This is a genomic window from Ruegeria sp. CF2, from assembly GCF_056537385.1.
The window spans coordinates 123,132-146,410 of the sequence record NZ_JBQFRL010000001.1; the positions used below are offsets into that span (position 1 = coordinate 123,132).

Sequence of the window (23,279 nt, forward strand, 5' to 3'; positions counted from 1 at the left end):
GGAGACCATGCCGCGACATCTCAGCCAATCCGATTGGGGCCAGCGCGCCCGGGCGTTGCTGCCCGGCGGTGGCTTCGGCAATTTCAACCCGTCGGTCTTTATTCGCGAGGGCCGGGGCAGCCGCGTCTGGGACGAAGACGGGAAGGAATATGTCGACCTGCTGATCGGCTCGGGGCCGATGCTGCTGGGCCATGGCCACCCCGAGGTGTTGGAGGCCGTCGCCGAACAGTTGCCCAAGGGCATGACGTTCTTCACCAACAACGCGCGCGCGGTCAAACTGGCCGAGGAGATCTGCGCCGCCGTGCCCTGCGCCGATCAGATCCGCTATGTCTCGTCCGGCGGCGAGGCTGACATGTACGCGATCCGGCTGGCCCGCGCCTTTACCGGCCGCGACAAGATCGTGAAGTTCGAAGGCGGCTATCACGGCATGAGCGCCGAGGCGCAGATGAGCCTGGCCCCGTCGCGGATGGTGAATTTCCCGCAGGCGGTTCCCGACAGCGCGGGCATACCGGCCAGCGTTCAGGCCGAAATGCTGATCGCGCCGTTCAACGACCCGGACTACATCCGCTCGCTGCTGGCCGAGCACGGCAACCAGGTCGCGGGCGTCATCGTCGAGCCCTTGCAACGCATCATCCCGCCCGAACCCGGCTTCTTGCAGCTTCTGCGGGACGAGGCCGACAGGTACGGCATCGTGCTGATCTTCGACGAGGTGGTGACCGGGTTTCGTTTCGCCTATGGCGGCGCGCAGGAGCTGTATGGCGTGACCCCCGACATCGCCACGCTGGGCAAGATCATCGGCGGCGGCTTTCCCCTGGCCGCGATCGCTGGGCGGGCCGAGATCATGGCCCATTTTGACAAATCCGCCGTTGGGGCGGAGAAATGGCTGATGCAGTTGGGGACTCTGTCGGGCAATCCGGTGGCCGCGGTGGCCGGGCTCAAGACGATGGAGGTGCTGCGCCGTCCCGGTCAGTACGACCGGCTGCGCGCCAATGGTCAGCGTTTGATGGACATGGCTTCGGCCGCGCTGAACAAGCAGGGGGTCGCCCATCGCGTCGTCGGCGATCCGACCCTGTTCGAAATCGTGTTCACGGAAGGAAAGGTGCGGGATTATCGCGATGTGGTCCGCGCGGACACGGCCGGGGCAACCCTGTTCAATACGGTTCTGATGCAGAACGGGATGTTCAAATCGCCGGGCAAGACCTATCCGTCCCTGGCGCTGACCGAGGCGGACTTTGACCTGTGCAAAGCCGCCTATGCCAAGGCCGCGCAGGCCGTGGCCGAAATGCAGGGCGCGGGCGTGTCTTAGTAGACGCCCGCCATCACCAGGCGAACGATGTCTTCGCGCTTGAGGCCGCGCGCAGCCAGTTCTTCGTCGGTCAACTCGCTGAGTTGCTTGATCTTGATGACCTTGGCATTTGCTTCGCCCATGCGGATCAAAGCATCATAGATGCCGCTGAACACATCGGCGACGGCCGAGAACAGGTTCAGGATTGCAGGGCGGTGCGTGCTTGTCTGTGCCATGAGCGGAGCCTCTCTGGTCTGTATGTGACCAAAGAGATTTAGACCTGATGCTGCAGTGCAGCTAGGCACTTGACGGAATAGCCGCTGTGCATCTGGTGCAAGTCTGGCCCGACAGGCTCAGGCTCAGGCCTTGAACAGGTCGTCCACCGGCACCTGCAAAGCGGTGGCCAGGGCGTTGGTCTGGCTGGCCATCGCGATCACCGCCAGCAGTTCGGCCTGCATCTGGTCGGTCATGCCCTTGGCGCGGGCCGCGGCCGAATGGGAGTGCACGCAGTATTCGCAATTGTTGGCGACCGAGACCGCCACATAAAGCATCTCTTTTACAAGCGGGTCCAGCGCGCCGGGGGCCATGACGGTCTTCAGTCGCTCCCACGTTGCTTTCAGCAGTGCCGGGTCATGGGCCAGAGCGCGCCAGAAATTGTTGATGTAATCGGTGTTGCGGGTGGCGCGGATGTCATCGAAGACGGCCAGCGCCTCGGCGCTGACCTCTTCGTCCGTCAACAGGCGAACCGTTGCCATGCTCAGACCATCGCAAAGATGCGCGCCGGGCCGCCCGACCCGCCACGATGGGCCGGCGCGCCGACCACCAGCGTCGCTCCGCTGGCGGGCACCTTGTCGAGATTGGCCAGGTTCTCGATGCCGTAGCGGTTGGTGGGCAGCCACGCGTAATGCGTCACGAAATCGGCCGATGGGCCGTGATCCAGCGACAGGGTGTCAACGGCCAGAGCAACCGCGCCGGTTCCTTCGATCAGCATCTGCGCCGCTTCGACGTGGAAGCCGGGGAAATGCATCTTGCCGTCGCCGTCGGCGTTGCGGAACTCGGGAGTCGCAGTTTTCCTGGCCCATCCCGAATGCATGGCAACGCAGGCGCCATCGGGGATGTCTCCGTTGGCGGCGATCCATGCCTTCAGGTCATCGGGCGTGACCTGCGCATCCGGGTCCTCGGCCGCGCGGGCGGCAATGTCCACCACGCACAGCGGGCAGACGAGGTTCGACACCGGGATTTCGTCCACCGACTGCCCATCCGCCGAGAAATGCAGAGGGGCATCGACGTGCGTGCCGGTGTGTTCGTTGACGGCCAGGTTGAACAGATTGAAGCCATGTTCCTTGAAATTGAAGGCCTGGGTCGCCTCGATCCCCGGTTGGCCGAAATAGGTGGGAAAATCGGCATCGTAGACATGGGTCATGTCCAGCACCTCGCCATGGCCTGCGGCCAGCGCCTGTGGGGCAGCCACCGTTCCAAGCGCCGTGCCTGCCGCCATCGCCGCGCCAGCCTGGAAAAAGGATCGACGCGACAGCATCCGGTCTTTCACCGCGTTCATTACGCAAACGTCACACATTTCAAAACTCCCTGTTCTGCAATCTGTTTTCGTTCCCGGCCGAATTCATTGGCCGGTTGGGCAAAGCCTAGCACGGTTTTTCGCGATCCGGTTCACAAGTTGTTTGGGGCCTGCTCGCCGGCAAGAAATGCGGCCCTGCGGCGCAGTCGGGTATAAGGGGTTGAACCCGCGCGCGGACGGGTTCAATCTATTGCGGAATAATGTTCCGCAATGCGGAACAAGCTGGGGTTGGCAAGAGGAGACCAAGTCTGATGTCCGAGGCGGTGGAATACGAACGGATTGGCGATATCGCGGTGCTGGCGGCGAACAACCCGCCGGTCAATGCGCTGGGCGTGGATGTGCGTCGGGGCCTGCTGGCCGGGATCGAACGGGCCGAGGCCGAGGGCGCAAAGGCGGTGCTGATCTACGGCAAGGGTCGGACCTATTTCGCAGGGGCCGATATCCGCGAGTTCGGCAAACCCCCGCAAGAGCCCTGGCTGCCGGGCCTGTGCGACCAGATCGAGGCCTCGCCCCTGCTGGTGGTTTCGGCGTTGCATGGCACGGCGCTGGGCGGCGGGCTCGAGGTTGCGCTGTCCAGCCACTACCGCATCGCGGTTCCCTCGGCCAAGGTCGGCCTGCCTGAGGTTAATCTGGGCATCCTACCCGGTGCCGGGGGCACCCAGCGTCTGCCGCGCGTGGCCGGGGTCGAGGCCGCGCTGGACATGATCACAACCGGCCGCCATGTCCGCGCCGACGAGGCGCTGAAGCTGGGCGTGATCGACAAGATGCAGGATGGCGACCCGCGCGAGATCGGGCTGGCCTATGCGCAGGAGCTGCTTGACTCGGGTACGCCCCGCCGCGCGGTCGGAGAGATGCCCGCGCCGGACCCCGTCGATTTCGATGCGGTCTACGAGGCCGTTCTGAAGAAGGGCCGCGGCCAACTGTCCCCCGCCGTTGCCGTGCGTGCCGTGCAAGCCGCCTGCGAGGCGCCCAGCTTTGCCGAGGGCATGGCGCGCGAGCGGGAACTGTTCATGCAGTTGATGGAATCGGATCAGCGCAAGGGTCTGATTCACGCCTTCTTCGCCGAACGCGCCGTGGGCAAGCTGCCCGAACTGAAGGGTGTCGAGCCGCGTCCGGTGCATCAGATCGGGGTCATCGGCGGCGGCACGATGGGCGCAGGGATCGCCACCGCCGCCTTGTTGGCCGGTCTGCCCGTGACCTTGCTGGAGATGACGCAGGAGGCCGCCCATGCCGCCAAAGACCGGATCGCCGGAAACCTGGCAGGCGCCCTGAAGCGCGGCAAGATCAGCCAGCAGCAGTACGACTCGATTCTGTCGGACCAATTGCAGCTTGCCACCGGTTATGACGCGCTGAGCGCCGTCGATCTGGTGATCGAGGCCGTGTTCGAGGATATGGAGGTCAAGAAACAGGTCTTTGTCCAGCTGGATGCGGTCTGCAAGCCCGGGGCGGTTCTGGCGACGAACACCTCGTATCTGGACGTCGACGAGATCGCCGCCGCCACCACGCGGCCGCAGGACGTGATCGGGCTGCATTTCTTCTCGCCCGCCCATGTGATGAAGCTGCTCGAGATCGTGGTGGCCGACAAGACCGCGCCCGAGGTGGTCGCCACCGGCTTTGCGCTGGGGCATCGGCTGAAGAAGGTCTCGGTGCGCGCAGGGGTGTGCGACGGGTTCATCGGCAACCGGATCCTCAGCACCTATCGCACCTGCGCCGACCACATGGTTCTGGACGGGGCAAGCCCGTTCCAGATCGACAAGGCGCTGACCGATTTCGGCTTTGCCATGGGGCCGTTCGCGGTGTCCGATCTGGCCGGGCTGGATATCGGCTGGGCGGTGCGCAAACGCAAACGCGCCGAGGGGCTGGACCCGCGCGCCCGCGACAGCAGCTATGCCGACAAACTGTGCGAGGCCGGACATTTCGGGCAGAAGACCGGCAAGGGCTTCTATGTCTATGAAAAAGGCAAGCGCGGCGGCACGCCGAACCCCGAGGTTCTGGACCTGATCGCGGCCGACCGCGCGGCGCAGGGCATCACCCCGCGCACGTTCACGGATGACGAGATCGTGCGGCGATATATGGTCTCGATGGTCAATGAGGCCGCCAAGGTGGTGGGCGAGGGCATCGCCCGCCGCCCCTTGGACGTGGATGTGGTGCTGCTCTATGGCTATGGCTTCCCGCGTTATCGCGGTGGGCCGCTGAAATGGGCCGATCTGCAGGGCCTGCCGGGTATTCTGGAGGACATCCGCGCCTGGTCGGCCGAGGATGACTATTTCTGGCAGCCCGCGCCGCTGCTGGAAAAACTGGTGGCCGAGGGCCGCAGCTTTGATGATCTGAACAAGGACGCCGAGCGATGAAACAAGCCGTAATCGTATCCGCCGCGCGCACCGGGCTGGCCAAGTCGTTCCGGGGCTCTTTCAACATGACCCACGGCGCCACGATGGGCGGCCACGCGGTTCAGGCCGCGGTCGCACGGTCGGGGCTGGATGGGGCCGAGATCGAGGATTGCATCATCGGTTGCGGTTTCCCCGAAGGCGAGACCGGCGGCAACATCGCCCGCCAGATCGCCATCCGGGCCGGGCTGCCGGTCAGCGTTTCGGGCATGACCGTGAACCGGTTCTGCTCGTCGGGGCTGCAGACCGTGGCGCTGGCGGCGCAGGCCATCACCGAGGGCGGCGCGGGCCCCATCGTGGCCGGCGGGATCGAGAGCATCTCGCTGGTTCAGCCGAAAACCCGCCCTGTGCCCGAGGCGTGGATTCAGGAGCACAAGCCGGCGATCTACATGACGATGATCGAGACCGCCGACATCGTGGCCGAGCGCTATGGCATCAGCCGCGAAGAACAGGACGCCTACGGCCTGCGGTCGCAGCAGCGCATAGCGGCGGCGCAGGCGGCGGGCAAGTTCGACGACGAGATCGTGCCGATGCAGACCACCATGGCGGTCAAGGACAAAGAGACGGGCGAGGTCTCGCACCGGCAGGTCACCGTGGACCGGGATGAATGCAACCGGCCGAACACGACCCTAGAAGGGCTGGCCTCGCTGGAGCCGGTGCGCGGCCCCGGAAACTACATCACCGCCGGCAATGCCAGCCAGCTGTCGGACGGCGCGGCCGCGGTGGTCGTGATGGACAGCGCCGTGGCCGAGCGTCGGGGGCTGGAGCCCATGGGCGCGTTCAAAGGGTTCTGCGTAGCGGGGTGCGAGCCCGACGAGATGGGCATCGGGCCGGTCTTTGCGGTGCCGCGCCTGCTGGAACGGCATGGTCTGAGCGTAGAGGACATCGACCTGTGGGAACTGAACGAGGCCTTCGCCTCGCAAGCGCTGTACTGCCGCAACCGTCTGGGGATCGATGACGAGAAATGCAACGTGAACGGCGGCTCGATCGCCATCGGGCATCCGTTCGGCATGACCGGCGCGCGGATGGTCGGCCATCTGCTGCGCGAAGGGCGGCGGCGCGGGGCCAAGCTGGGTGTCGTGACCATGTGCATCGGCGGCGGCATGGGCGCGGCCGGTCTGTTCGAGATCTATTGAAGAAAGGGGCGCCGGGCCAGCCCATCGAGGGCCGGCCCGGCGCAGCCCGGCCCGTGGGGCCGAGCCGGCAAGGTTCCGATCGCGTCGAGGAGGAGGGCGGCTGTGGACTTGAATTATACGGACGAGGAGAAGGCCTTTCGCGACGAGGTACGCGGTTTTCTGGCCGAGAAACTGCCCAAGGAGATCTCGGACAAGATCCGGGCTGGCCGGAACATCGGCAAGGAAGGGTATGAGTGGTGGCACGCCACGCTGAACGAGCGCGGCTGGCTGAATTTCAACTGGCCGAAGGAGTTTGGCGGCGCCGAGTGGAACGCGGTTCAGCGCCATATCTTCGAGGAGGAATGCGCCGCCGCCTATGCGCCGCGCATCGTGCCGTTTGGCCTGTCGATGCTGGGCCCGGTGCTGCAGAAATTCGGGTCGAAGGCGCAGCAGGAGTATTTCCTGCCGCGTATCCTGAATGGTGAACACTGGTGGTGCCAGGGCTATTCCGAGCCGGGTGCCGGGTCGGACCTGGCCTCGCTGAAGACCCGGGCGGTGCGGGACGGCGACCACTATGTCGTCAATGGCCAGAAGACCTGGACCACGCTGGCGCAATACGCAAACTGGATATTCTGCCTGGTGCGCACCGACCCCGAGGCCAAGGCGCAGGAGGGGATCTCGTTCCTGCTGATCGACATGAACACGCCGGGGATCGAGGTGCGCCCCATCGTCCTGCTGGACGGAACGCCCGAGGTCAACGAGGTGTTCTTTGACGATGTGCGTGTCCCGGTCGAAAACCTGGTGGGCGAAGAGAACAAGGGCTGGACCTATGCCAAGTATCTGCTGACGCATGAACGCACCAACATCGCCGGTGTCGGCTTCAGCCAGGCGGGGTTGGACATGGTCAAGCGGATTGCCCGGATCGAAACCGCGAATGGCCGCCCCCTGATCGAGAACCCGCATTTCGCTGCCCGGCTGGCACGGGTCGAGATCGACCTGATGGCCATGGCCACCACCAACATGCGCATCATCAGCAAGGCTGCGGCCGGACAGGCACCGGGGGTCGAAAGCTCGATGCTGAAGGTCAAGGGTACGATCATCCGGCAGGAGATCAACGACCTGGCCCGCCGCGCGGTGGGGCCTTATGCGATGCCTTTCGCCTCCGAGGCGGTGGCGGGCGACAACGACCCGATCGGGCAGGACTATGCCGCGCCGGTCGCCGCCCAGTATTTCAACAACCGGAAACTGTCGATCTTCGGCGGGTCGAACGAGATCCAGCGCGGGATCATCGCCAAGGTCAAGATGGGGGGCTGAGATGGATTTCAACCTGACCGAAGAACGGCAGATGCTGCAGGACACGCTGCGGCGCTATCTGGCCGACAGATATACGACTCCGGTGCGCAACGACATTCTGGACAGCCCGGCGGGGTTCAGCGCCGACATCTGGCGCGAACTGGCCGATCTGGGCGTTCTGGGCGCGCTGTTCGACGAAGCGGATGGCGGGTTCGGCGGGGCGGGCTTTGACATCGCCACCGTGTTCGAGGAACTGGGCCGGGCCGGCGTGGTCGAGCCGGTTCTGGACAGCTGCATTCTGGGCGGTCGGCTGATCGCGCAGGTGGGCAGCCCCGATCAGCGAGCCCTGCTGGATCAGGTGATCTCGGGCAAGCTGCATCTGGCGCTGGCGCATGGGGAGCCTGCCAGCCGGTATGACCTGAGCCGGGTCGAGACCACCGTGCGGACCGACGGCACGGGCTTGATCCTGAACGGACGCAAGGCCGTGGTCGTGAATGCCGAGGTCGCCGGGCAGTTGATCGTTTCCGCGCGCGAAACGGACGGGCCGTTCGATCTGGACGGCATTTCGCTGTTTCTGGTGCCTGCTGGCACACCGGGTCTGGGCTTGCGCGGGTATCCGATGCTGGCCGGTGGCCGCGCGGCCGAGGTCACTCTGGACGATGTGCGCCTGCCGGAAACCGCGCGTCTGGGTGCCGCGGGGCAGGGGTTCGAGCCGCTGATGAACGTTGTGGCCGCAGCCAATGTCGCGCTGGTCGCCGAGGTGCTGGGTGCGATGGAAAGCGCGGTGGAACTGACCCGGCAATACCTGATGACGCGCAAGCAGTTCGGCCGCCCGATCGGGACCTTTCAGGCCCTGCAGCACCGGTTCGCGGATATGCTGATCGAGCTGGAGCAGGCGCGCTCGGCGGTGATCAACGCGGCCGGTCACCTTGCAGCACCCGATCGCGACCGGCAGATCGCCGCGGCCCGCAACCTGGTGTCGCGGGTGGGCCGGTTGGTGGCCGAGGAAACGATCCAGATGCATGGCGGCATCGCTATGACGCAGGAATATGAGCTGGCGCATATAGCCAAGCGGATCGTCATGTCGGATCACAGGTTCGGCGACGCGGATTATCATTTGGAGCGGTTCATTGCACTCGGCGCGGCCTGAAGACGACCCAAGGGTCCGCCGGTCGGGCTGTCAGAACGCGATCGGGTTCGAGGTGGATCTGTCCGAATCCGACGGTCGGGCCCGGTGCCATCTGACCATCCGGGCGGATCACCTGAACAGCCAGGGCATCCTGCATGGCGGCATCATCGCCATGCTGCTGGACGTGGCTTGTGGCAACACCGCCTCGGCCTGGTTCGACCGGGACGAGCATCCGCTGGTTCTGACCCTGTCACTGAACACAAGCTATGTGGCGGCGGTGCGTCAGGGGCGCGTGACGGCCACAGGGCGCGCAACGGGTGGCGGGCGCACGCTGGCCTATGTGACCGGAGAGTTGCACGGCGACGACGGAACCCTGATCGCAACGGCGGCGGGGGTGTTCAAGCGCACCACGAAACGCTGAGCGCAAAACCGGTTCCGGCGCAGGGGAGGGCGAAGGGACATGAACAAATGGCACGACTATCCGGATGCCCAGATCCGGACCCGCCCGCAGGCCCGCGCCTTTGCAGACGGGTTCGGCGCCGATTGGAGCTTTGCTGACCTCGACCGCGCGATTTCCGAGCTGTCAGACATCCTGCTGGCTTCGGGGGTGCGCCCGTGCGATAGGGTCATGCTGGTGCTCGAAAATTGCTGTGCGACGGTGGCCGCGCTGTTTGCCTGTTCCCGGATCGGCGCCTGCGTGGTGCCGGTGAACGCCCGCCAGACCGCGGCTGAGTTGGCACGCATCGTGGATCACGTCACCCCGGCGGTGATCCTGTTCACGTCGGAGGCGTCGCCGGAGGCGCGCGATCATGCGCAAACGACCGGAGCCCAGCCCGCTTCCGGGGCCTTCGGGCAGATGCACCTGGCCGCGCCGTACCCGAGCGCGCCCGACCCCGAACTGGCGGATGTCGCGGCGATGCTGTTCACCACCGGCACGACCGGAACGCCCAAGGGTGTGATGCTGACTCACGAAAACCTGCGGTTCGGCGGGCTGACCTCGGCGAATTTTCGAGGACTGACGCAGGATGACGTGGTCTATGGCGTGCTGCCGATTTCGCACATCTTCGGGCTGGCCTCGATAGTCACCGGATCGGCGCTGGCCGGGGCTTTCGTCCAACTGGATGCCAGATTCGCGGCGGACCGCGCCTTTGCCGCGTTGAACGCGGGCGTCACGGTGTTTTCGGGCGTGCCGCAGATGCATGCGCTGTTGATGCAATATGCCAAGGAACAGGGGTTGGAGCGGTTGCCTTCGGGCGCCCTGCGCTACACCTCGTCAGGGGCTGCCCCTCTGGATCCGGCGTGGAAACGTAAGGCCGAGGCGTTCTATGGCGTTGCGCTGCAGAACGGCTATGGCATGACCGAAAGCACGGCGGGGATCTGCGCCTCGCACAACCGGATCGGGGATCCTGATATCTCGGTTGGCCCGCCCTTGCCGGGGGTCGAACTGCGGATTGACGAAAGCATACCCGGCGGCGGAGATGGCGTGGGCGAGATCCTGACGCTCGGCCCGCATGTGATGAAAGGGTACTATCGCAATGCTGAAGAAACGGGCCGGGTGCTGGCCCAGGGATGGTTGCGCACGGGCGACCTCGGCCGTCTCGACGCACAGGGCAATCTGCACGTCGTCGGCCGCGCCAAGGAGCTGATCATTCACGGCGGCTTCAACGTCTATCCGCCCGAGGTCGAGTCCGCGTTGAACGACCACCCGCAGGTGATCCAATCTGCGGTGATCGGGCATCGGGTGGGCGACGACGAACAGGTGCTGGCCTTTGTTCAGGTGGCAGAAACCGGCGCTGTGTCCGAGGCAGAGTTGGCGGAGTTCGTGGCCGCACGTCTTGCGGGCTACAAGAGACCCAGCCGGATCGTGCTGGCCACGTCACTGCCCGCCGCGCCCACCGGCAAGATCCTAAAACACAAGTTGCTGACGCATTTCGCGGATCACCTGGCCTAGGGGCAGGGCCCGCAAAACGCTCCCGCGCCCGCGCGCCATCGGCTGCGCCGATCCCGCTGGCGGCCTTGGGCCCGGCATCGCGCCATGCGCGATGCCGGGCCCAACGGGAGGAGGCGTTTTGCTAAAAACGTCGACGACGGGCGGGAGCCGCCGTCAGTCTGCGTGGCCTTCGGCTGCGGCGCGAATGGCGCGGATGTTCTGGCCATAAACGTCCGGGTTCGCAACCGACCCGCCCTTGAAGACCGCTGAACCGGCAACAAGAACGTCGGCACCGGCCGCTGCGACCAACGGGGCGGTCGTGGGATCGACTCCCCCGTCGATTTGGATATGCACCGGGCGGTCGCCGATCATCTCGCGCAGGCGGCGGACCTTCGTGGTCATGTCGATGAATTTCTGCCCGCCAAAGCCGGGGTTCACCGTCATCACGCAGACCAGATCGGCCAGATCCAGCAGGTGCTCGACCGCGTCGGCCGGAGTGCCCGGGTTCAGCGCCACGCCTGCCTTCATTCCGGCCGCGCGGATCGCCTGCAACGTGCGGTGCGTGTGCGGACCGGCCTCGACATGGGCCGTCAGATAGTCCGCGCCGGCATCGGCATAGGCCTGGATGTAAGGATCGACCGGCGTGATCATCAGATGCACATCCATCACCGTCTTGACATGCGGGCGGAACGCTTTGACCGCCGGCGGGCCGAAGGTGAGATTTGGCACGAAATGACCGTCCATCACGTCAACATGGACCCAGTCGGCGCCTTGGGCCTCGATGGCTTGGATTTCCTGTCCGAAATTGGCGAAATCGGCGGACAGGATCGACGGTGCGATCTTGATCTTGCGGTCAAAGCTCATGGCGGCCTCATGTGACAGATCTGACGGTTCAGGTGTTGAGCCCGCGTATAGACGGGACGAGCGGTATTGCCCAGCCCTTGCATAGGCCATCGGCTTTCAGCCCGTTACAAAAGCTTCACCGGATCGACACATCACCGTTGAGCACCAGCTGTAGACGACCTCCATCACGAATTGGGGGTGGCACGTGCTGCGCATTGAAAAACTGACCAAGCGCTTCGGCGACAATACTGCAGTCGACACCGCAACGCTGGACGTCGACAAGCCATGCATGATCGGGATCATCGGGCGGTCGGGCGCGGGCAAGTCCACTCTGCTGCGTATGATCAACCGCCTGACCGATGCCAGCGCAGGGCAGATCCTGTTTCACGGGCGCGACGTGACCAAGTTGAAAGGGCGCGAAAAACGTGCGTGGCAGGCCGATTGCGCGATGATCTTCCAGCAATTCAACCTTGTGCCCCGCATGGATGTGGTCTCGAACGTGCTGCATGGAACACTGAACCGGCACTCGACGCTGGCGACCCTGTTCAACCTGTTCCCGACCGCGGACATCCACCGCGCCATCGACATTCTCGACCGTCTTGGCATCGCCGAACATGCCCCCAAAAGAGCCGAGGCGCTGTCGGGCGGGCAGCAGCAGCGCGTCGCCATCGCGCGGGCGCTGATGCAGGACCCCAAGATAATCCTGGCCGATGAGCCCATCGCCTCGCTGGACCCTATGAACGCGCAAGTCGTGATGCAGGCCCTGCGCCGCATCCACGAAGAGGACGGCCGCACCGTGATCGCCAATCTGCACACGCTGGACACCGCGCGCCGCTATTGCGACCGCGTGGTCGGGATGCGCGACGGACGCATCGTGTTCGACGGCCTGCCCGAGCAGCTGACCACCGGCGTCGCCCGCGAGATCTACGGCGCTGATGCCAGCTTCTCCGAGGCCGCGACCTCGACCGAGATCGAAACGCTGGATGCCACCCGGAAGGCTCTGATGGAGGCCGAGGCCACGATCTGAGCCCAAACCACCTCATTCATCGCCCGGCCCGATGAATGGGGTGGGCCAATCAACCTGGAGAGAGACAGATGAAGAAACTTGTTGCCGCCCTGGTCGCGACCACTGCCCTGAGCGCGCCTGCCATGGCTGAGGAGATCAGCGAATTCCGGATCGGCATACTGGGCGGAGAAAACGCACAGGACCGTCTGAACAACAACGAATGTCTGCGTGAATACACCGAGGACGCGCTGGGTGTCGAAACCAAGCTGTTCGCCCCGGCTGACTACAACGGCGTGATCCAGGGCCTGCTGGGCGGCACGATCGACATGGCTTGGCTGGGCGCCTCCGCCTATGCCAAAACCTACCTAAGCGACCCCGAGGCGGTTGAGCCGGTTCTGGTCAAGGTGAACGTGGATGGCGGGTATGGCTACTACTCGGTTGGGTTCGCCCGTAAGGACAGCGGCATCACCTCGCTTGATGACATGAAAGGCAAGGTGTTTGGCTTTGGTGATCCGAACTCGACCTCGGGCTATTTGATCCCCTCGATCGAAATCCCTCAGGCAACGGGTGCAACGATGGAGTCGGGCGACTACTTCGGTGAAGTGAAGTTCACCGGTGGTCACGAGCAGACAATCGTCGCCGTGAACAACGGTGACGTGGATGGTGGCGTGACCTGGGCCGACGGTCTGGGAAACTGGGAAGACGGCTACAATTCGGGTGCGCTGCGCCGCGCCGTGGATGCCGGACTGGTCGACATGAACGACATGGTCGAAATCTGGAAATCGAAGCCGATCCCCGAGGGTCCGGTGGTTCTGCGCAAGGCATTGCCGGCGGATGTCAAAGAGAAGATGACGGCCCTGATGGCCGGGCTGGCCGACAAAGACCGTGAGTGCTTCTATGGCGTGGCCGCAGGTGAAGCGAAAGCGTTCGAGCCGATCACCCACGAGGCCTACGAAATCATCATTGAAGCCCGCAAGCTGAAGTCGAACTAAGCCTGCGCAACTTCTGTTCGGGGTCCGGCCGCAAACCGGACCCCATTATCCCCATCGGAGCCTTTCATGACCGACCTGACCGCGGGATCCGCCGGCCCCGACCGGATCCGGGAGGATTACACCAGCATGACCCGTCGCAAACGGGTTTACGGTGGGATACTTCTGATCCTGTTCGTGGCACTTATGGCGGCCGGATTCCGGACCGCCGACATGCGAAACGCCGGTAGTTTTGCCGATGGGTGGAACCGCATTTTCGATTACCCTGCCGAGGTTCTGACTGAGGCCTGGGAGAAGATCGGGGAATTGCCCGCAAATTTGGTCGAGTTCTTTCCCGCGCTGATCGAAACACTGAATATCGCCGCCGCGGCCACGCTGGTGGGCACTCTGGGCGGCACCTTTATGGCGCTGATGTCCACCCGCGGCATGGCGCTGTGGCCGTCATTGATCCCCGTTTTTCGCCGTATTTCTGATATTTGCCGGGCCGTTCCGGAAATCGTCATCGCGTTGGTACTGATCTTTGTTCTGGGCGGCGGGCCTGTGCCTGCAATGATTGCCATCGCCATTCACACTGCCGGTGCTCTGGGCAAGTTGTTTTCCGAAGTGAATGAAAACGCCTCTCTGAAGCCGGTAGAGGGGCTGCAGTCGGTTGGCGCCAACTGGTCGCAGCGGATGTATTTGGGCGTGATCCCGCAGGTCGGGCCAAACTACGTCAGCTACGCCCTGCTGCGGTTCGAGATCAACATCCGCGCCTCAGCCATTCTTGGTTTCGTGGGTGCAGGCGGCTTGGGGTACGAACTGCGCAACGCCATGTCCTGGGGGCAGGGGCGTTACGACGAGGCGGCGGCCATCTTTCTGCTTCTGTTCGTCACCATTGTGGCCGTGGATCAGCTGTCCGGCGTTTTGCGTGACCGCCTGACACATGGTTCCGCCAAAGGAGCCGCAGCATGAGCACCTTTGCTACTGATCTGCCGATCAACGACTTGAAAGCCAAAGCCGACCACATCTTTCGGCACAAACGGGCTGTGAGTTTCGGGTTGCCGGGGCTGGTCATTCTATACCTGGTCTATGTTTTCTTTGCCTTTGACGTGCCCGGCTTGACCGAGCGGGCCAACTGGGAAAACGGCAAGACGCTTGTATCCGACAGCTACAGCTACAAGACTCATGTGACCCGGGACAATCGAAACGGACAAGTGTCCGTCGCGATCGAGGGAGAGCGCAAGGGTGCTTACCCGGATGGCACTGCGCCGGAATGGGTCGCTTTGGGCGAAACCACGGTGATTGACCTGGAAGATGGCCATATCGTTCGTTTTGGACCTGAAACCGTGGAATATGACATCCCCGGTTACGGAACAGTGCGCGCAACGCCCAGCCGGTCTGCCGGAGTGCAGGCCGAGCTGCCGACTGCCGACGTGCCGGACTGGATCAACATGTCAAAGAACCGCCTGGCGATCACCACGCCGGCGGGCCGGCTGACCGTGACACGCAACCGGGCCGAGGTGTTCCGGTATTTCAACGGGTGGGAACTGTTCTGGTTCACACTGGACAGCCCCTATCACGGTCAGTCTTTCAGCCAGTTGATGGGGCGTGCCGCATCGGGCGAGGCCGCGGAAATATTTGACGATTTCTGGACCAACAAAATGTGGCGCCATCAGGATGTTGCGTGGGCGATCTTTGAAACGCTTCTGATGGCTTTTCTAGGTACTCTGGGGGCGGGGATGATCGCTTTGCCCCTCGCATTTCTGGCGACACGAAATTTCAATCCGTTTAGAACGGTCCGATTTGCCACCCGTCGTATCTTTGATTTCGTGCGCGGTGTTGATGCGTTGATCTGGACGGTGGTTCTGGCACGCGCCTTCGGGCCGGGGCCGCTGACAGGGGCGCTGGCCATCCTGGTCACCGATACCGGCACCTTCGGCAAGATCTTCTCCGAGGCGCTGGAAAATGTTGATCAGAAGCAGATCGAAGGCGTGCAGTCCACCGGGGCCAATGCGCCGCAGAAATATCGTTTTGGGGTGATCCCGCAGATCACTCCGGTTCTGCTCAGTCAGCTCCTGTACTTCCTGGAATCCAACACCCGCAGCGCGACCGTGATCGGGGCGATTACCGGGGGCGGGATCGGTCTGTTGCTGACACAGGCGATCATCACCCAGAAAGACTGGGAGGAGGTCGCCTATTACATCGTGCTGATCATTCTGATGGTCATGCTGATGGACTGGTTCTCGGGCTGGCTGCGCAGGCGGTTGATCCAGGGCGGGCCGCCCAAGGCGCGCAAACCGCGCGACCCGCAGGCCAAGCCGCTGATGTTGCCTTGAACCGCATACGAGGACTTGCAGACCATGGCGCGCTTGCAGTCGGATCAGCCCTTCATCCACCCGGATTGCCAGATAATCGGCAGCAGCTTCGGCGCCTTTGTCGAAATCGGTGCCGGAACGCGGGTGACGAATTCGGTGTTTGGGGACTACTCCTATTGCGACCGGACCTGCGACATTGCCAATGCCCAAATCGGAAAATTCGCCAATATCGCCAGTTTCACCCGGATCGGCGCCACCGACCATCCGATCGAGAAAGCGTCGCTGCATCACTTCCACTACCGCTCGGCCGACTATTGGGACGATGCCGATGACGACGCGGACTGGTTCGCCCTGCGCGCGGGGCGGCTGGCGCATATCGGGCATGACACCTGGATCGGCCACGCGGCCATCATCAAGCCCGAGGTGACGATCGGGCACGGGGCAATCGTCGCCTCTGGGGCGATCGTGACCAAGGACGTGCCGCCTTATACCATCGTCGGGGGTGTCACCGCCCAACCCATCCGCCGCCGGTTCCCCGAGCACGTCGCCGAGCGGATGATGGCTCTGGCCTGGTGGGATTGGGACAATGCCCGCTTGCGCGCGGCGCTGCCGGATTTCCGCGCTCTGCCCGCCGTGGCTTTTCTGGAGAAATACGAGGATTGACCGCCATCACCCGTGATCGTCATCCAGCGTCAGAGTGACCCGCTCACCGGCAAAGACGGTCTTGCCGTATTCAACCGGATGCCCCTGCGGATCGGCATTGATGCCGACCGAATGCAGAACCGGAGCGCCCTCGATCAGTTGCAGGTGCCGGGCCTGAATCGCATCGGCCGCGCGGGCTGTCAGGCGGGTCGAGATGCGGGTATAATCCGCCACGCCGCAGTGCCGCAGCGCCCGCGTGACCGAGCCGTTCTGGGCCAGCGCCTCGGGCAGGTCGGGCAGGCGGGCGGCGGGAAAGACGCTTTGGAACACCGCGATCGGTTGGCCATCGGCCAGCGACAACCCGTCATAGACATGCACCGGGTCGCCGGGGGTCAGGGCCAGCGCCTCGGCCTCGGTCTTGTCGGCGGCGCGGGTGATCAGCGACAGCACCCGCTTGCCCGGAATCTTGCCGCTGGCCGAGATGTTCTGGTGGTACCGGACCCGCTTGCCGATCGGGTAATCGGTCGCTGCTGCCGAAACGAACACGCCGGCCCCGCGGCGCGGATGCACCAGCCCCTGCCGGGCCAGTTCGGCCAGGGCCCGGCGCACCGTGTGGCGGTTCACGCCGTGGGTCGCGGCCAACTGCGCCTCGGTCGGCAGGCGGTCGCCTGTGGCAAAGCGCCCCTCGGCAATGTCGGCGGTCAACGCCAGCGCGATGGTCTTCCAGATCGGTGTTTGGCTCATGTCATCAAAACTTCACAGCATATTCGTTGCGAGTCACCCTTTGCCTCGCTATGATTTATCTAGTTGTATAGTAGTTGTAGACAACTTGGCCAAGAGGCTTTGATGGCGGATCAGACAAAAATCGCGAACGGTGATCGACGGGCCTGGCTGGGCCTTCTGGCACGTGCGCCGGCCGAGGCGCTGGCGACCTTGTGGACCGCCTATGGCGCAAGTCCCGAATTTCAGTGGTTGCGTGCGCCCGAGATCGGCGGCGTCATGGTGCGGGGGCGGGCAGGCGGCACGGGTGCGCCCTTCAATCTGGGTGAGATGACGATCACGCGCTGCGCTCTGGCCTTGACCGACGGAACCGAGGGCCACGGATATGTGCAGGGGCGCGACAAGACCCATGCCGAAGCCGCCGCTCTGATCGACGCGCTGATGCAGACCGGGGACGCGGACGCCGTGCGGGCGAAAATCCTGGAGCCGCTGACCCGTCAGGTTCAGGCGGCCAGATCGGCCCGGGCCGCCAAGGCCGCGGCCACCAAGGTCGAGTTCTTCACTATGGTTCGGGGAGAGGATCAATGACCGCACAGACCCGTTTTTCAGGCGGTTTCACCGATGCGCCGGTTCAGGCGGCCCACGCCTTTCGTGCGGCCATGACCGTGATGGCGCGGCCGGGTGAGTTGCGGCAGCTGGTCGGCGCGACCCCGCCCGACGGCCTGTCGGTCGCCGCGGGAACACTGCTCCTGACGCTGTGCGACCCGGACACGGGCGTTCATCTGGCGGGCGCGGCCGACAACCCGGCCATTCGCCAATGGCTGACCTTCCACACCGGTGCGCCCCTCGTGCCCGCCGCGCAGGCCGATTTCGCCGTTGGCTGCTGGCAGGATCTTGTGCCGCTGGACCAATACCGGATCGGAACGCCGGAATACCCGGACCGATCCGCCACCCTGATCGTGGAGTGCGACGTATTGCACCAATCCGGCGCCACCCTGCGAGGGCCTGGCATCCGCGACACTGCACGCCTAGCCGTGCCCGATGTTGCGGCGCTGCAGGCCAATTCGGGCCTGTATCCGTTGGGGTGCGATTTCTTCTTCACCTGCGGGGATACGGTCGCGGCCCTGCCGCGCAGCACCCGCATCGATCCAAAGGGTTAGACCATGTACGTAGCCGTCAAAGGGGGCGAAAAGGCGATTGAAAACGCCCATGCCTGGCTGGCAGAGGAACGCCGGGGCGATCCCGGCGTGGCCGAATTGTCCTTGGCCCAGATCCGTGAACAGCTCAGCCTTGCGGTGAACCGCGTGATGGCCGAGGGCTCTCTGTACGATCCCGATCTGGCCGCGCTGGCGATCAAACAGGCGCGGGGTGATCTGATCGAGGGGATCTTCCTGATCCGCGCCTACCGTACCACCCTGCCGCGATTTGGTTGTTCGACCCCGGTCGATACCGGCGGCATGGCCTGCGACCGCCGGATCTCGGCCACGTTCAAGGACGCACCGGGCGGGCAGGTTCTGGGCCCGACCTTCGACTACACGCACCGTCTGCTGGATTTCAAACTGGCCGCCGATGGCGCGGAGCCTGAGGCCCCCACCGCCGCGCCGCGTCACGAGCCGACCCCGCACATCACCGAATTCCTCAAGGACGAAGGCCTGATTCAGGACGAACCCGCCAGCGATGAGCCGCCCGGCGATCTGACGCGCGAACCGATGGGGTTCCCGGCGGACCGCCCCCTGCGTCTGCAAGCACTTACGCGCGGGGACGAGGGGTTCGTGCTGGGCATGGCCTATTCGACCCAGCGCGGCTATGCGCGCAACCACGCTTTCGTGGGTGAGCTGCGCATCGGCACCGTTGCGGTCGAGATGGAAATCCCCGAACTGGGTTTCACGATCGAGATCGGCGAGATCGCCCTGACCGAATGCGAAACGGTGAACCAGTTCAAGGGATCAAAAACCGAGCCGCCGCAATTCACACGCGGCTATGGGCTGGTCTTCGGCCAGTCCGAGCGCAAAGCCATCGCGATGGCGCTGGTGGATCGCGCCTTGCGTTGGGAGGAATTGGGCGAAGACGATCTGGGCGCTCCGGCGCAGGATCAGGAATTCGTCCTCAGCCATGCCGACAACATTCAGGCGACCGGCTTTCTCGAGCATATCAAGCTGCCGCACTACGTCGATTTCCAGTCCGAACTGGAACTGGTGCGCAAATTGCGCCGCGAAGCCAAAGAACGCCTGGAACCGCGCGAGGCCGCCGAATGACTTCAGTGCCCTTCCTGCATCCTGTCCGCCGGCCGAGATGCCCTGCCAGCCGCAGCCCGGCGTGGCGCGTCCGCGCTGATCGCAGACCATTCGCCTCGCGCGTCCCGCCGCATCGCTCGGCGCCGTCGCCGGGAATGTATCCTGCGCCAGAGAAAGTAGAGCATGACGACCGCGAAGGCCGAGGTAACCAGGTAACCGTCCACAACAACACCGAAAAACGAAAGTGATACATCAAATGAATGAGTATAACTTCGCATATTTGGACGAACAAACCAAGCGGATGATCCGCCGGGCCATTCTCAAGGGCTTGGCCGTTCCGGGTTATCAGGTGCCGTTTGCCAGCCGCGAGATGCCCATGCCTTATGGTTGGGGCACGGGCGGGGTTCAGGTCTCGGCCGCGACGCTGACCCCGGATGATGTGTTCAAGGTGATCGATCAGGGAGCAGATGACACGACCAATGCCGTGTCGATCCGAAAGTTCTTTGAAAAGACGGCGGGCGTGGCCACGACCGAAGAGACCGAGAAGGCCACCATCATCCAAACCCGCCATCGCATCCCCGAGGCCCCGCTGCGTGCTGATCAGATCCTGGTCTATCAGGTCCCGATCCCCGAACCGCTGCGGTTTCTGGAACCGCGCGAGACGGAGACGCGCAAGATGCACAGCCTGCAGGAATACGGGTTGATGCATGTGAAGCTCTACGAAGACATCAGCCAGCACGGCGCGATTTCCACGGCCTATGCCTATCCGGTCCGGGTGGCCGACCGCTATGTGATGGACCCGTCTCCGATCCCGAAATTCGACAATCCGAAACTGGAAATGGACGCGATCCAGCTGTTCGGGGCCGGGCGCGAGCAGCGCATTTATGCGGTGCCGCCGCATACGCGGGTGGTCAGCCTCGATTTCGAGGACTACCCGTTCGAGGCCAGCAAGGCCGACCATGCCTGCGATCTGTGCGGGGCCGAAGACAGTTACCTGGACGAGGTGATCACGGACGATGCAGGCGACCGGATGTTCGTGTGTTCGGACACCGATTACTGCCGGTCCCGCCGCGAGGCCGGACACCAAGGCCGTTTGGCGCAGGAGGATGCGGCATGACCCCTCTGCTGCAGGTCAATGGCATCGAGAAACGCTATGGCGCGCGGATCGGCTGTCGTGATGTCAGTTTCGACCTCTACCCCGGTGAGGTGATGGGGATCGTCGGCGAAAGCGGGTCGGGCAAGTCGACCCTGCTGAACTGTCTGGCCGGGCATCTTAAGCCGGATGCCGGGCAGGTCATCTTTGATACCCGCGCCGACGGGCCGGTGGACACGGTCACGATGTCGGAACCGGCCCGCCGGATGCTGGGGCGCACCGACTGGGCCTTTGTTCATCAGCATGCCCGCGACGGGCTGCGCATGTCGGTCAGCGCCGGCGGCAATATCGGCGAGCGGCTGATGGCCGTGGGGAGCCGGCACTATGGCCAGATCCGCGGGCAGGCCCTGGATTGGCTGGGCCGGGTCGAGATAGCGGAAAGCCGCGTGGACGACCGACCCAGCGCGTTTTCGGGCGGCATGCAGCAACGGTTGCAGATCGCGCGCAACCTGGTGACCGGTCCGCGGCTGGTTTTCATGGACGAACCGACCGGCGGGTTGGATGTCTCGGTGCAGGCGCGGCTGCTGGACCTGCTGCGCGGCCTTGTGCGCGAGATGGGGCTGAGCGCTATCATCGTCACCCATGATCTGGCCGTGGTGCGGCTGTTGGCGGACCGGTTGATGGTGATGAAGGATGGCGAGGTGGTCGAGGCGGGGCTGACCGATCAGGTGCTGGACGACCCGCAGCATGCCTATACGCAACTGCTTGTGTCCAGCGTCCTGCAGGTTTGAATGCTACAGAAAAGATGAAATCCGATGATTGAACTGATCGACGTGAGCAAGAGCTTTACCCTGCACAATCAGGGCGGCGCCGTGATCCCGGTGATGGCGGGCGCGTCGCTGCAGGTCGGGGCCGGAGAATGCATGGCCCTGACCGGGGCCAGCGGGGCCGGGAAGTCCACACTGATGCGGGTGATCTACGGCAATTACCTGGCGGCCTCGGGGCAGGTGCGGGTGGGTGGCCTGGACGTCGCCCGGGCCCAACCGCGCGAGATCCTGCAGCTGCGCCGGGAGACCCTGGGCTATGTCAGTCAGTTTCTGCGTGTTGTGCCGCGTGTGCCGACGCTGGAGGTCGTGGCCGAACCGCTTCTGGTTCAGGGGTGCGAGCGGCAGACCGCACTGGACAAGGCAGCGGGCCTCCTTCAGCGCCTGAATATTCCGGAACCGCTTTGGCGCCTCAGTCCCACGACATTTTCGGGCGGTGAACAGCAACGGGTGAATATCGCGCGTGGTTTTGCGCATGACTATCCGGCTCTGTTGCTGGATGAACCCACGGCCAGCCTTGACGCACGAAACCGCGAAACCGTGCTGTCCCTGATCCAAGAAGCAAAGGCCCGCGGCGCGGCGATCATTGGGATATTCCACGACCAAGAGGCCCGTGACCGGGTCTGCAGCCGCGTGGTCGACGTCACGCAGTTTGCGCCGGGGGCGGCGGCATGAAGATGGCCCCGGTCATTGCAGTTGTCGGGCCTTCGGGTGTTGGAAAAGACAGCGTGATCCAAGCACTGCTGGCGCGCGCGTCGAACTTCGAAAGGGTGCGTAGAGTCATCACCCGTCCCCATGGCGAAGGCGGTGAGGATTTTGACCGCGTGTCCGACCGGGCGTTTCAAACAATGGTCCAAGAGGGCAGCTTTGTTCTGTGCTGGGCCGCGCACGGGCTGCACTACGGCATACCCGTTGCGATCACGGAACAACGCCGAAGGGCCGACGCCGTTCTGGTCAACCTCTCAAGGGCTGTGTTGCCCGAGGCGCAGAAGGAATTTCGAGAGCTGATCGTGATATCCCTGACGGCCGACCCAAAGGTTCTGGCACAACGTCTGGCAGTGCGCGGCCGGGAAAGCGCGGCCGATCAAGCCCGACGTTTGGGGCGCGCCACTGCAGCCCTGCCCGAAGGCTTGAACCACGTGATCGAGGTCGACAATTCCGGGTCACTGGATGCGACCGTTGAAACCATCTTGTCCGGCCTTCAACCCGAAAGGGCGTACCGTTGAAGCACGTGGAACCGCCCGTCTTCAGCCTCGCCCACAAGGGCCAGGTCCCCTATGTCAAAAGGGGCTGGCAGCAATGGGACAAGCCGTTGGTTCAGCACGGTTTGCACGTTTGCCAGCATCGGCTTGCTCAGGCGACCGGACAGGGTGATGTGAAAGCGGAAAGCCTCCAGAACGTATGGGTAGCCCCAGTTCGTCAGATTGGCGTCCTGCTCCATGGTCAGCCCGGCCGCTCGGCGCCGGTTCATCTCGGTTTCCGAGGCCGGGGCACGAAAAGGGTCCAGGTCGCGGACGCAAGCCGCCGCAAGCGCGTTCAGGTCTCGTGTGTCGCCCACGGGCCGCAAAGCAAGAAACCGACCAAGGCGTGCAACTTCGAGCCCGTCCAGCGAAACGGGGGCGAATTTACCGGCCAGACGGGCGCAGGTATCCTGCAAAGCAGACAGCGACTGATCTTCACGCAAGCGAAACGGCGGCTTCATCGTGGCATGAAGCCCGTATTTGCGCGGCACTTGTGTTACCGAGGCGACGTCCAACCCGTCAATGGCCGGATGGTCGACGGTCCGTCCCGCATCGATGTCCCACCCCAGCCACGCGGTTGCAAACCTGCTCCAGTCGGATTGGGCTGGGGGAACGAAATAGATCGCGTATCGCGCAAAATTCACAATGGCCTCCTGTTGCGTGGCCTCTCCTTACCTC

The 23,279-nt window shown here is 64.1% G+C and carries 25 protein-coding genes; 19 read left to right on the top strand and 6 right to left on the bottom strand.

The window, feature by feature from the left end:
- Window positions 1-7: 7 nt before the first annotated feature.
- Window positions 8-1,306, top strand: coding sequence for an aspartate aminotransferase family protein (locus ACR0IR_RS00575; RefSeq protein ID WP_170365027.1), 1,299 nt, complete (start codon window positions 8-10; stop codon window positions 1,304-1,306).
- Here ACR0IR_RS00575 and ACR0IR_RS00580 read toward each other — a convergent pair.
- The 3 genes from ACR0IR_RS00580 to ACR0IR_RS00590 form a co-directional block, all read right to left on the bottom strand.
- Window positions 1,303-1,521 (bottom strand): hypothetical protein, encoded by a 219-nt coding sequence (locus ACR0IR_RS00580; RefSeq protein WP_093964526.1) that lies wholly within the window; start codon window positions 1,519-1,521, stop codon window positions 1,303-1,305. The two genes, ACR0IR_RS00575 and ACR0IR_RS00580, sit on opposite strands and share 4 nt — an antisense overlap.
- A gap of 123 nt (window positions 1,522-1,644) precedes the next feature.
- Window positions 1,645-2,040, bottom strand: a complete 396-nt coding sequence (locus tag ACR0IR_RS00585) for a carboxymuconolactone decarboxylase family protein (protein ID WP_170365026.1) — start codon at window positions 2,038-2,040, stop codon at window positions 1,645-1,647.
- A gap of 2 nt (window positions 2,041-2,042) precedes the next feature.
- Complete coding sequence (locus ACR0IR_RS00590; RefSeq protein WP_170365023.1) at window positions 2,043-2,861, bottom strand: cyclase family protein; 819 nt, start codon at window positions 2,859-2,861, stop codon at window positions 2,043-2,045.
- Between the two features lie 251 nt (window positions 2,862-3,112).
- On the opposite strand from ACR0IR_RS00590, the gene ACR0IR_RS00595 reads away from it, so the two are divergent.
- The 6 genes from ACR0IR_RS00595 to ACR0IR_RS00620 all read left to right on the top strand — a co-directional run bounded on the left by ACR0IR_RS00595 (window position 3,113) and on the right by ACR0IR_RS00620 (window position 10,736).
- On the top strand, window positions 3,113-5,212 hold the full coding sequence (locus tag ACR0IR_RS00595) for a 3-hydroxyacyl-CoA dehydrogenase NAD-binding domain-containing protein (protein ID WP_170365021.1): 2,100 nt from the start codon (window positions 3,113-3,115) through the stop codon (window positions 5,210-5,212).
- Window positions 5,209-6,384, top strand: a complete 1,176-nt coding sequence (locus ACR0IR_RS00600) for an acetyl-CoA C-acyltransferase (protein WP_170365019.1) — start codon at window positions 5,209-5,211, stop codon at window positions 6,382-6,384. The genes ACR0IR_RS00595 and ACR0IR_RS00600 overlap by 4 nt, the downstream gene beginning before the upstream one ends.
- A gap of 102 nt (window positions 6,385-6,486) precedes the next feature.
- Complete coding sequence (locus ACR0IR_RS00605; protein WP_170365017.1) at window positions 6,487-7,677, top strand: acyl-CoA dehydrogenase family protein; 1,191 nt, start codon at window positions 6,487-6,489, stop codon at window positions 7,675-7,677.
- Between the two features lies 1 nt (window position 7,678).
- Window positions 7,679-8,806, top strand: coding sequence for an acyl-CoA dehydrogenase family protein (locus ACR0IR_RS00610; RefSeq protein ID WP_170365015.1), 1,128 nt, complete (start codon window positions 7,679-7,681; stop codon window positions 8,804-8,806).
- A complete protein-coding gene (locus ACR0IR_RS00615) occupies window positions 8,787-9,206 on the top strand; it encodes a PaaI family thioesterase (protein ID WP_170365013.1) in 420 nt (139 codons plus the stop codon). Before ACR0IR_RS00610 ends, ACR0IR_RS00615 begins: the two co-directional genes overlap by 20 nt.
- A 39-nt stretch (window positions 9,207-9,245) precedes the next feature.
- Window positions 9,246-10,736: a class I adenylate-forming enzyme family protein gene (locus ACR0IR_RS00620; protein WP_170365011.1), complete on the top strand. Its 1,491-nt coding sequence runs from the start codon at window positions 9,246-9,248 to the stop codon at window positions 10,734-10,736.
- A gap of 153 nt (window positions 10,737-10,889) precedes the next feature.
- Here ACR0IR_RS00620 and rpe read toward each other — a convergent pair whose 3' ends face one another.
- A complete protein-coding gene (rpe, locus tag ACR0IR_RS00625) occupies window positions 10,890-11,579 on the bottom strand; it encodes a ribulose-phosphate 3-epimerase (RefSeq protein WP_170365009.1) in 690 nt (229 codons plus the stop codon).
- Window positions 11,580-11,763: 184 nt separating this feature from the next.
- Between rpe and phnC the strand changes: the two genes are divergently transcribed.
- From phnC to ACR0IR_RS00650, 5 genes are all read left to right on the top strand, one after another.
- Window positions 11,764-12,585 carry a phosphonate ABC transporter ATP-binding protein gene (phnC, locus tag ACR0IR_RS00630; protein ID WP_170365007.1) on the top strand — a complete coding sequence of 274 codons (822 nt, stop codon included), beginning with the start codon at window positions 11,764-11,766 and terminating at the stop codon, window positions 12,583-12,585.
- A gap of 68 nt (window positions 12,586-12,653) precedes the next feature.
- Window positions 12,654-13,556, top strand: a complete 903-nt coding sequence (phnD, locus tag ACR0IR_RS00635) for a phosphonate ABC transporter substrate-binding protein (protein ID WP_170339782.1) — start codon at window positions 12,654-12,656, stop codon at window positions 13,554-13,556.
- A 66-nt stretch (window positions 13,557-13,622) separates the two neighbouring features.
- A complete protein-coding gene (gene phnE / locus ACR0IR_RS00640) occupies window positions 13,623-14,504 on the top strand; it encodes a phosphonate ABC transporter, permease protein PhnE (RefSeq protein ID WP_170365005.1) in 882 nt (293 codons plus the stop codon).
- Complete coding sequence (gene phnE / locus ACR0IR_RS00645; protein WP_170365003.1) at window positions 14,501-15,868, top strand: phosphonate ABC transporter, permease protein PhnE; 1,368 nt, start codon at window positions 14,501-14,503, stop codon at window positions 15,866-15,868. The genes phnE (ACR0IR_RS00640) and phnE (ACR0IR_RS00645) overlap by 4 nt, the downstream gene beginning before the upstream one ends.
- 24 nt (window positions 15,869-15,892) lie before the next feature.
- A complete protein-coding gene (locus tag ACR0IR_RS00650) occupies window positions 15,893-16,510 on the top strand; it encodes an LbetaH domain-containing protein (RefSeq protein WP_170365001.1) in 618 nt (205 codons plus the stop codon).
- Window positions 16,511-16,516: 6 nt separating this feature from the next.
- On the opposite strand, the gene phnF is transcribed toward ACR0IR_RS00650, so the two are convergent.
- Complete coding sequence (phnF, locus tag ACR0IR_RS00655) at window positions 16,517-17,233, bottom strand: phosphonate metabolism transcriptional regulator PhnF (RefSeq protein WP_170364999.1); 717 nt, start codon at window positions 17,231-17,233, stop codon at window positions 16,517-16,519.
- Window positions 17,234-17,335: 102 nt separating this feature from the next.
- Between phnF and phnG the strand changes: the two genes are divergently transcribed.
- From phnG to phnN, 7 genes are all read left to right on the top strand, one after another.
- Window positions 17,336-17,797: a phosphonate C-P lyase system protein PhnG gene (gene phnG / locus ACR0IR_RS00660; RefSeq protein WP_170364997.1), complete on the top strand. Its 462-nt coding sequence runs from the start codon at window positions 17,336-17,338 to the stop codon at window positions 17,795-17,797.
- Window positions 17,794-18,369 (top strand): phosphonate C-P lyase system protein PhnH, encoded by a 576-nt coding sequence (gene phnH, locus ACR0IR_RS00665; RefSeq protein WP_170364995.1) that lies wholly within the window; start codon window positions 17,794-17,796, stop codon window positions 18,367-18,369. The genes phnG and phnH overlap by 4 nt, the downstream gene beginning before the upstream one ends.
- Before the next feature lie 3 nt (window positions 18,370-18,372).
- Window positions 18,373-19,464, top strand: coding sequence for a carbon-phosphorus lyase complex subunit (locus ACR0IR_RS00670; protein ID WP_170364993.1), 1,092 nt, complete (start codon window positions 18,373-18,375; stop codon window positions 19,462-19,464).
- A 235-nt stretch (window positions 19,465-19,699) separates the two neighbouring features.
- Window positions 19,700-20,560 carry an alpha-D-ribose 1-methylphosphonate 5-phosphate C-P-lyase PhnJ gene (locus ACR0IR_RS00675; protein ID WP_174825001.1) on the top strand — a complete coding sequence of 287 codons (861 nt, stop codon included), beginning with the start codon at window positions 19,700-19,702 and terminating at the stop codon, window positions 20,558-20,560.
- Window positions 20,557-21,327, top strand: a complete 771-nt coding sequence (gene phnK / locus ACR0IR_RS00680; RefSeq protein WP_170364991.1) for a phosphonate C-P lyase system protein PhnK — start codon at window positions 20,557-20,559, stop codon at window positions 21,325-21,327. The genes ACR0IR_RS00675 and phnK overlap by 4 nt, the downstream gene beginning before the upstream one ends.
- A gap of 24 nt (window positions 21,328-21,351) precedes the next feature.
- The gene (phnL, locus tag ACR0IR_RS00685) at window positions 21,352-22,035 is read left to right on the top strand and encodes a phosphonate C-P lyase system protein PhnL (protein ID WP_170364989.1); all 684 of its coding nucleotides are present in this window, start codon (window positions 21,352-21,354) and stop codon (window positions 22,033-22,035) included.
- A complete protein-coding gene (gene phnN / locus ACR0IR_RS00690) occupies window positions 22,032-22,586 on the top strand; it encodes a phosphonate metabolism protein/1,5-bisphosphokinase (PRPP-forming) PhnN (protein ID WP_170364987.1) in 555 nt (184 codons plus the stop codon). The genes phnL and phnN overlap by 4 nt, the downstream gene beginning before the upstream one ends.
- Here phnN and ACR0IR_RS00695 read toward each other — a convergent pair.
- On the bottom strand, window positions 22,562-23,245 hold the full coding sequence (locus ACR0IR_RS00695) for a DUF1045 domain-containing protein (protein ID WP_170364985.1): 684 nt from the start codon (window positions 23,243-23,245) through the stop codon (window positions 22,562-22,564). The genes phnN and ACR0IR_RS00695 overlap by 25 nt on opposite strands.
- Window positions 23,246-23,279: the final 34 nt, after the last annotated feature.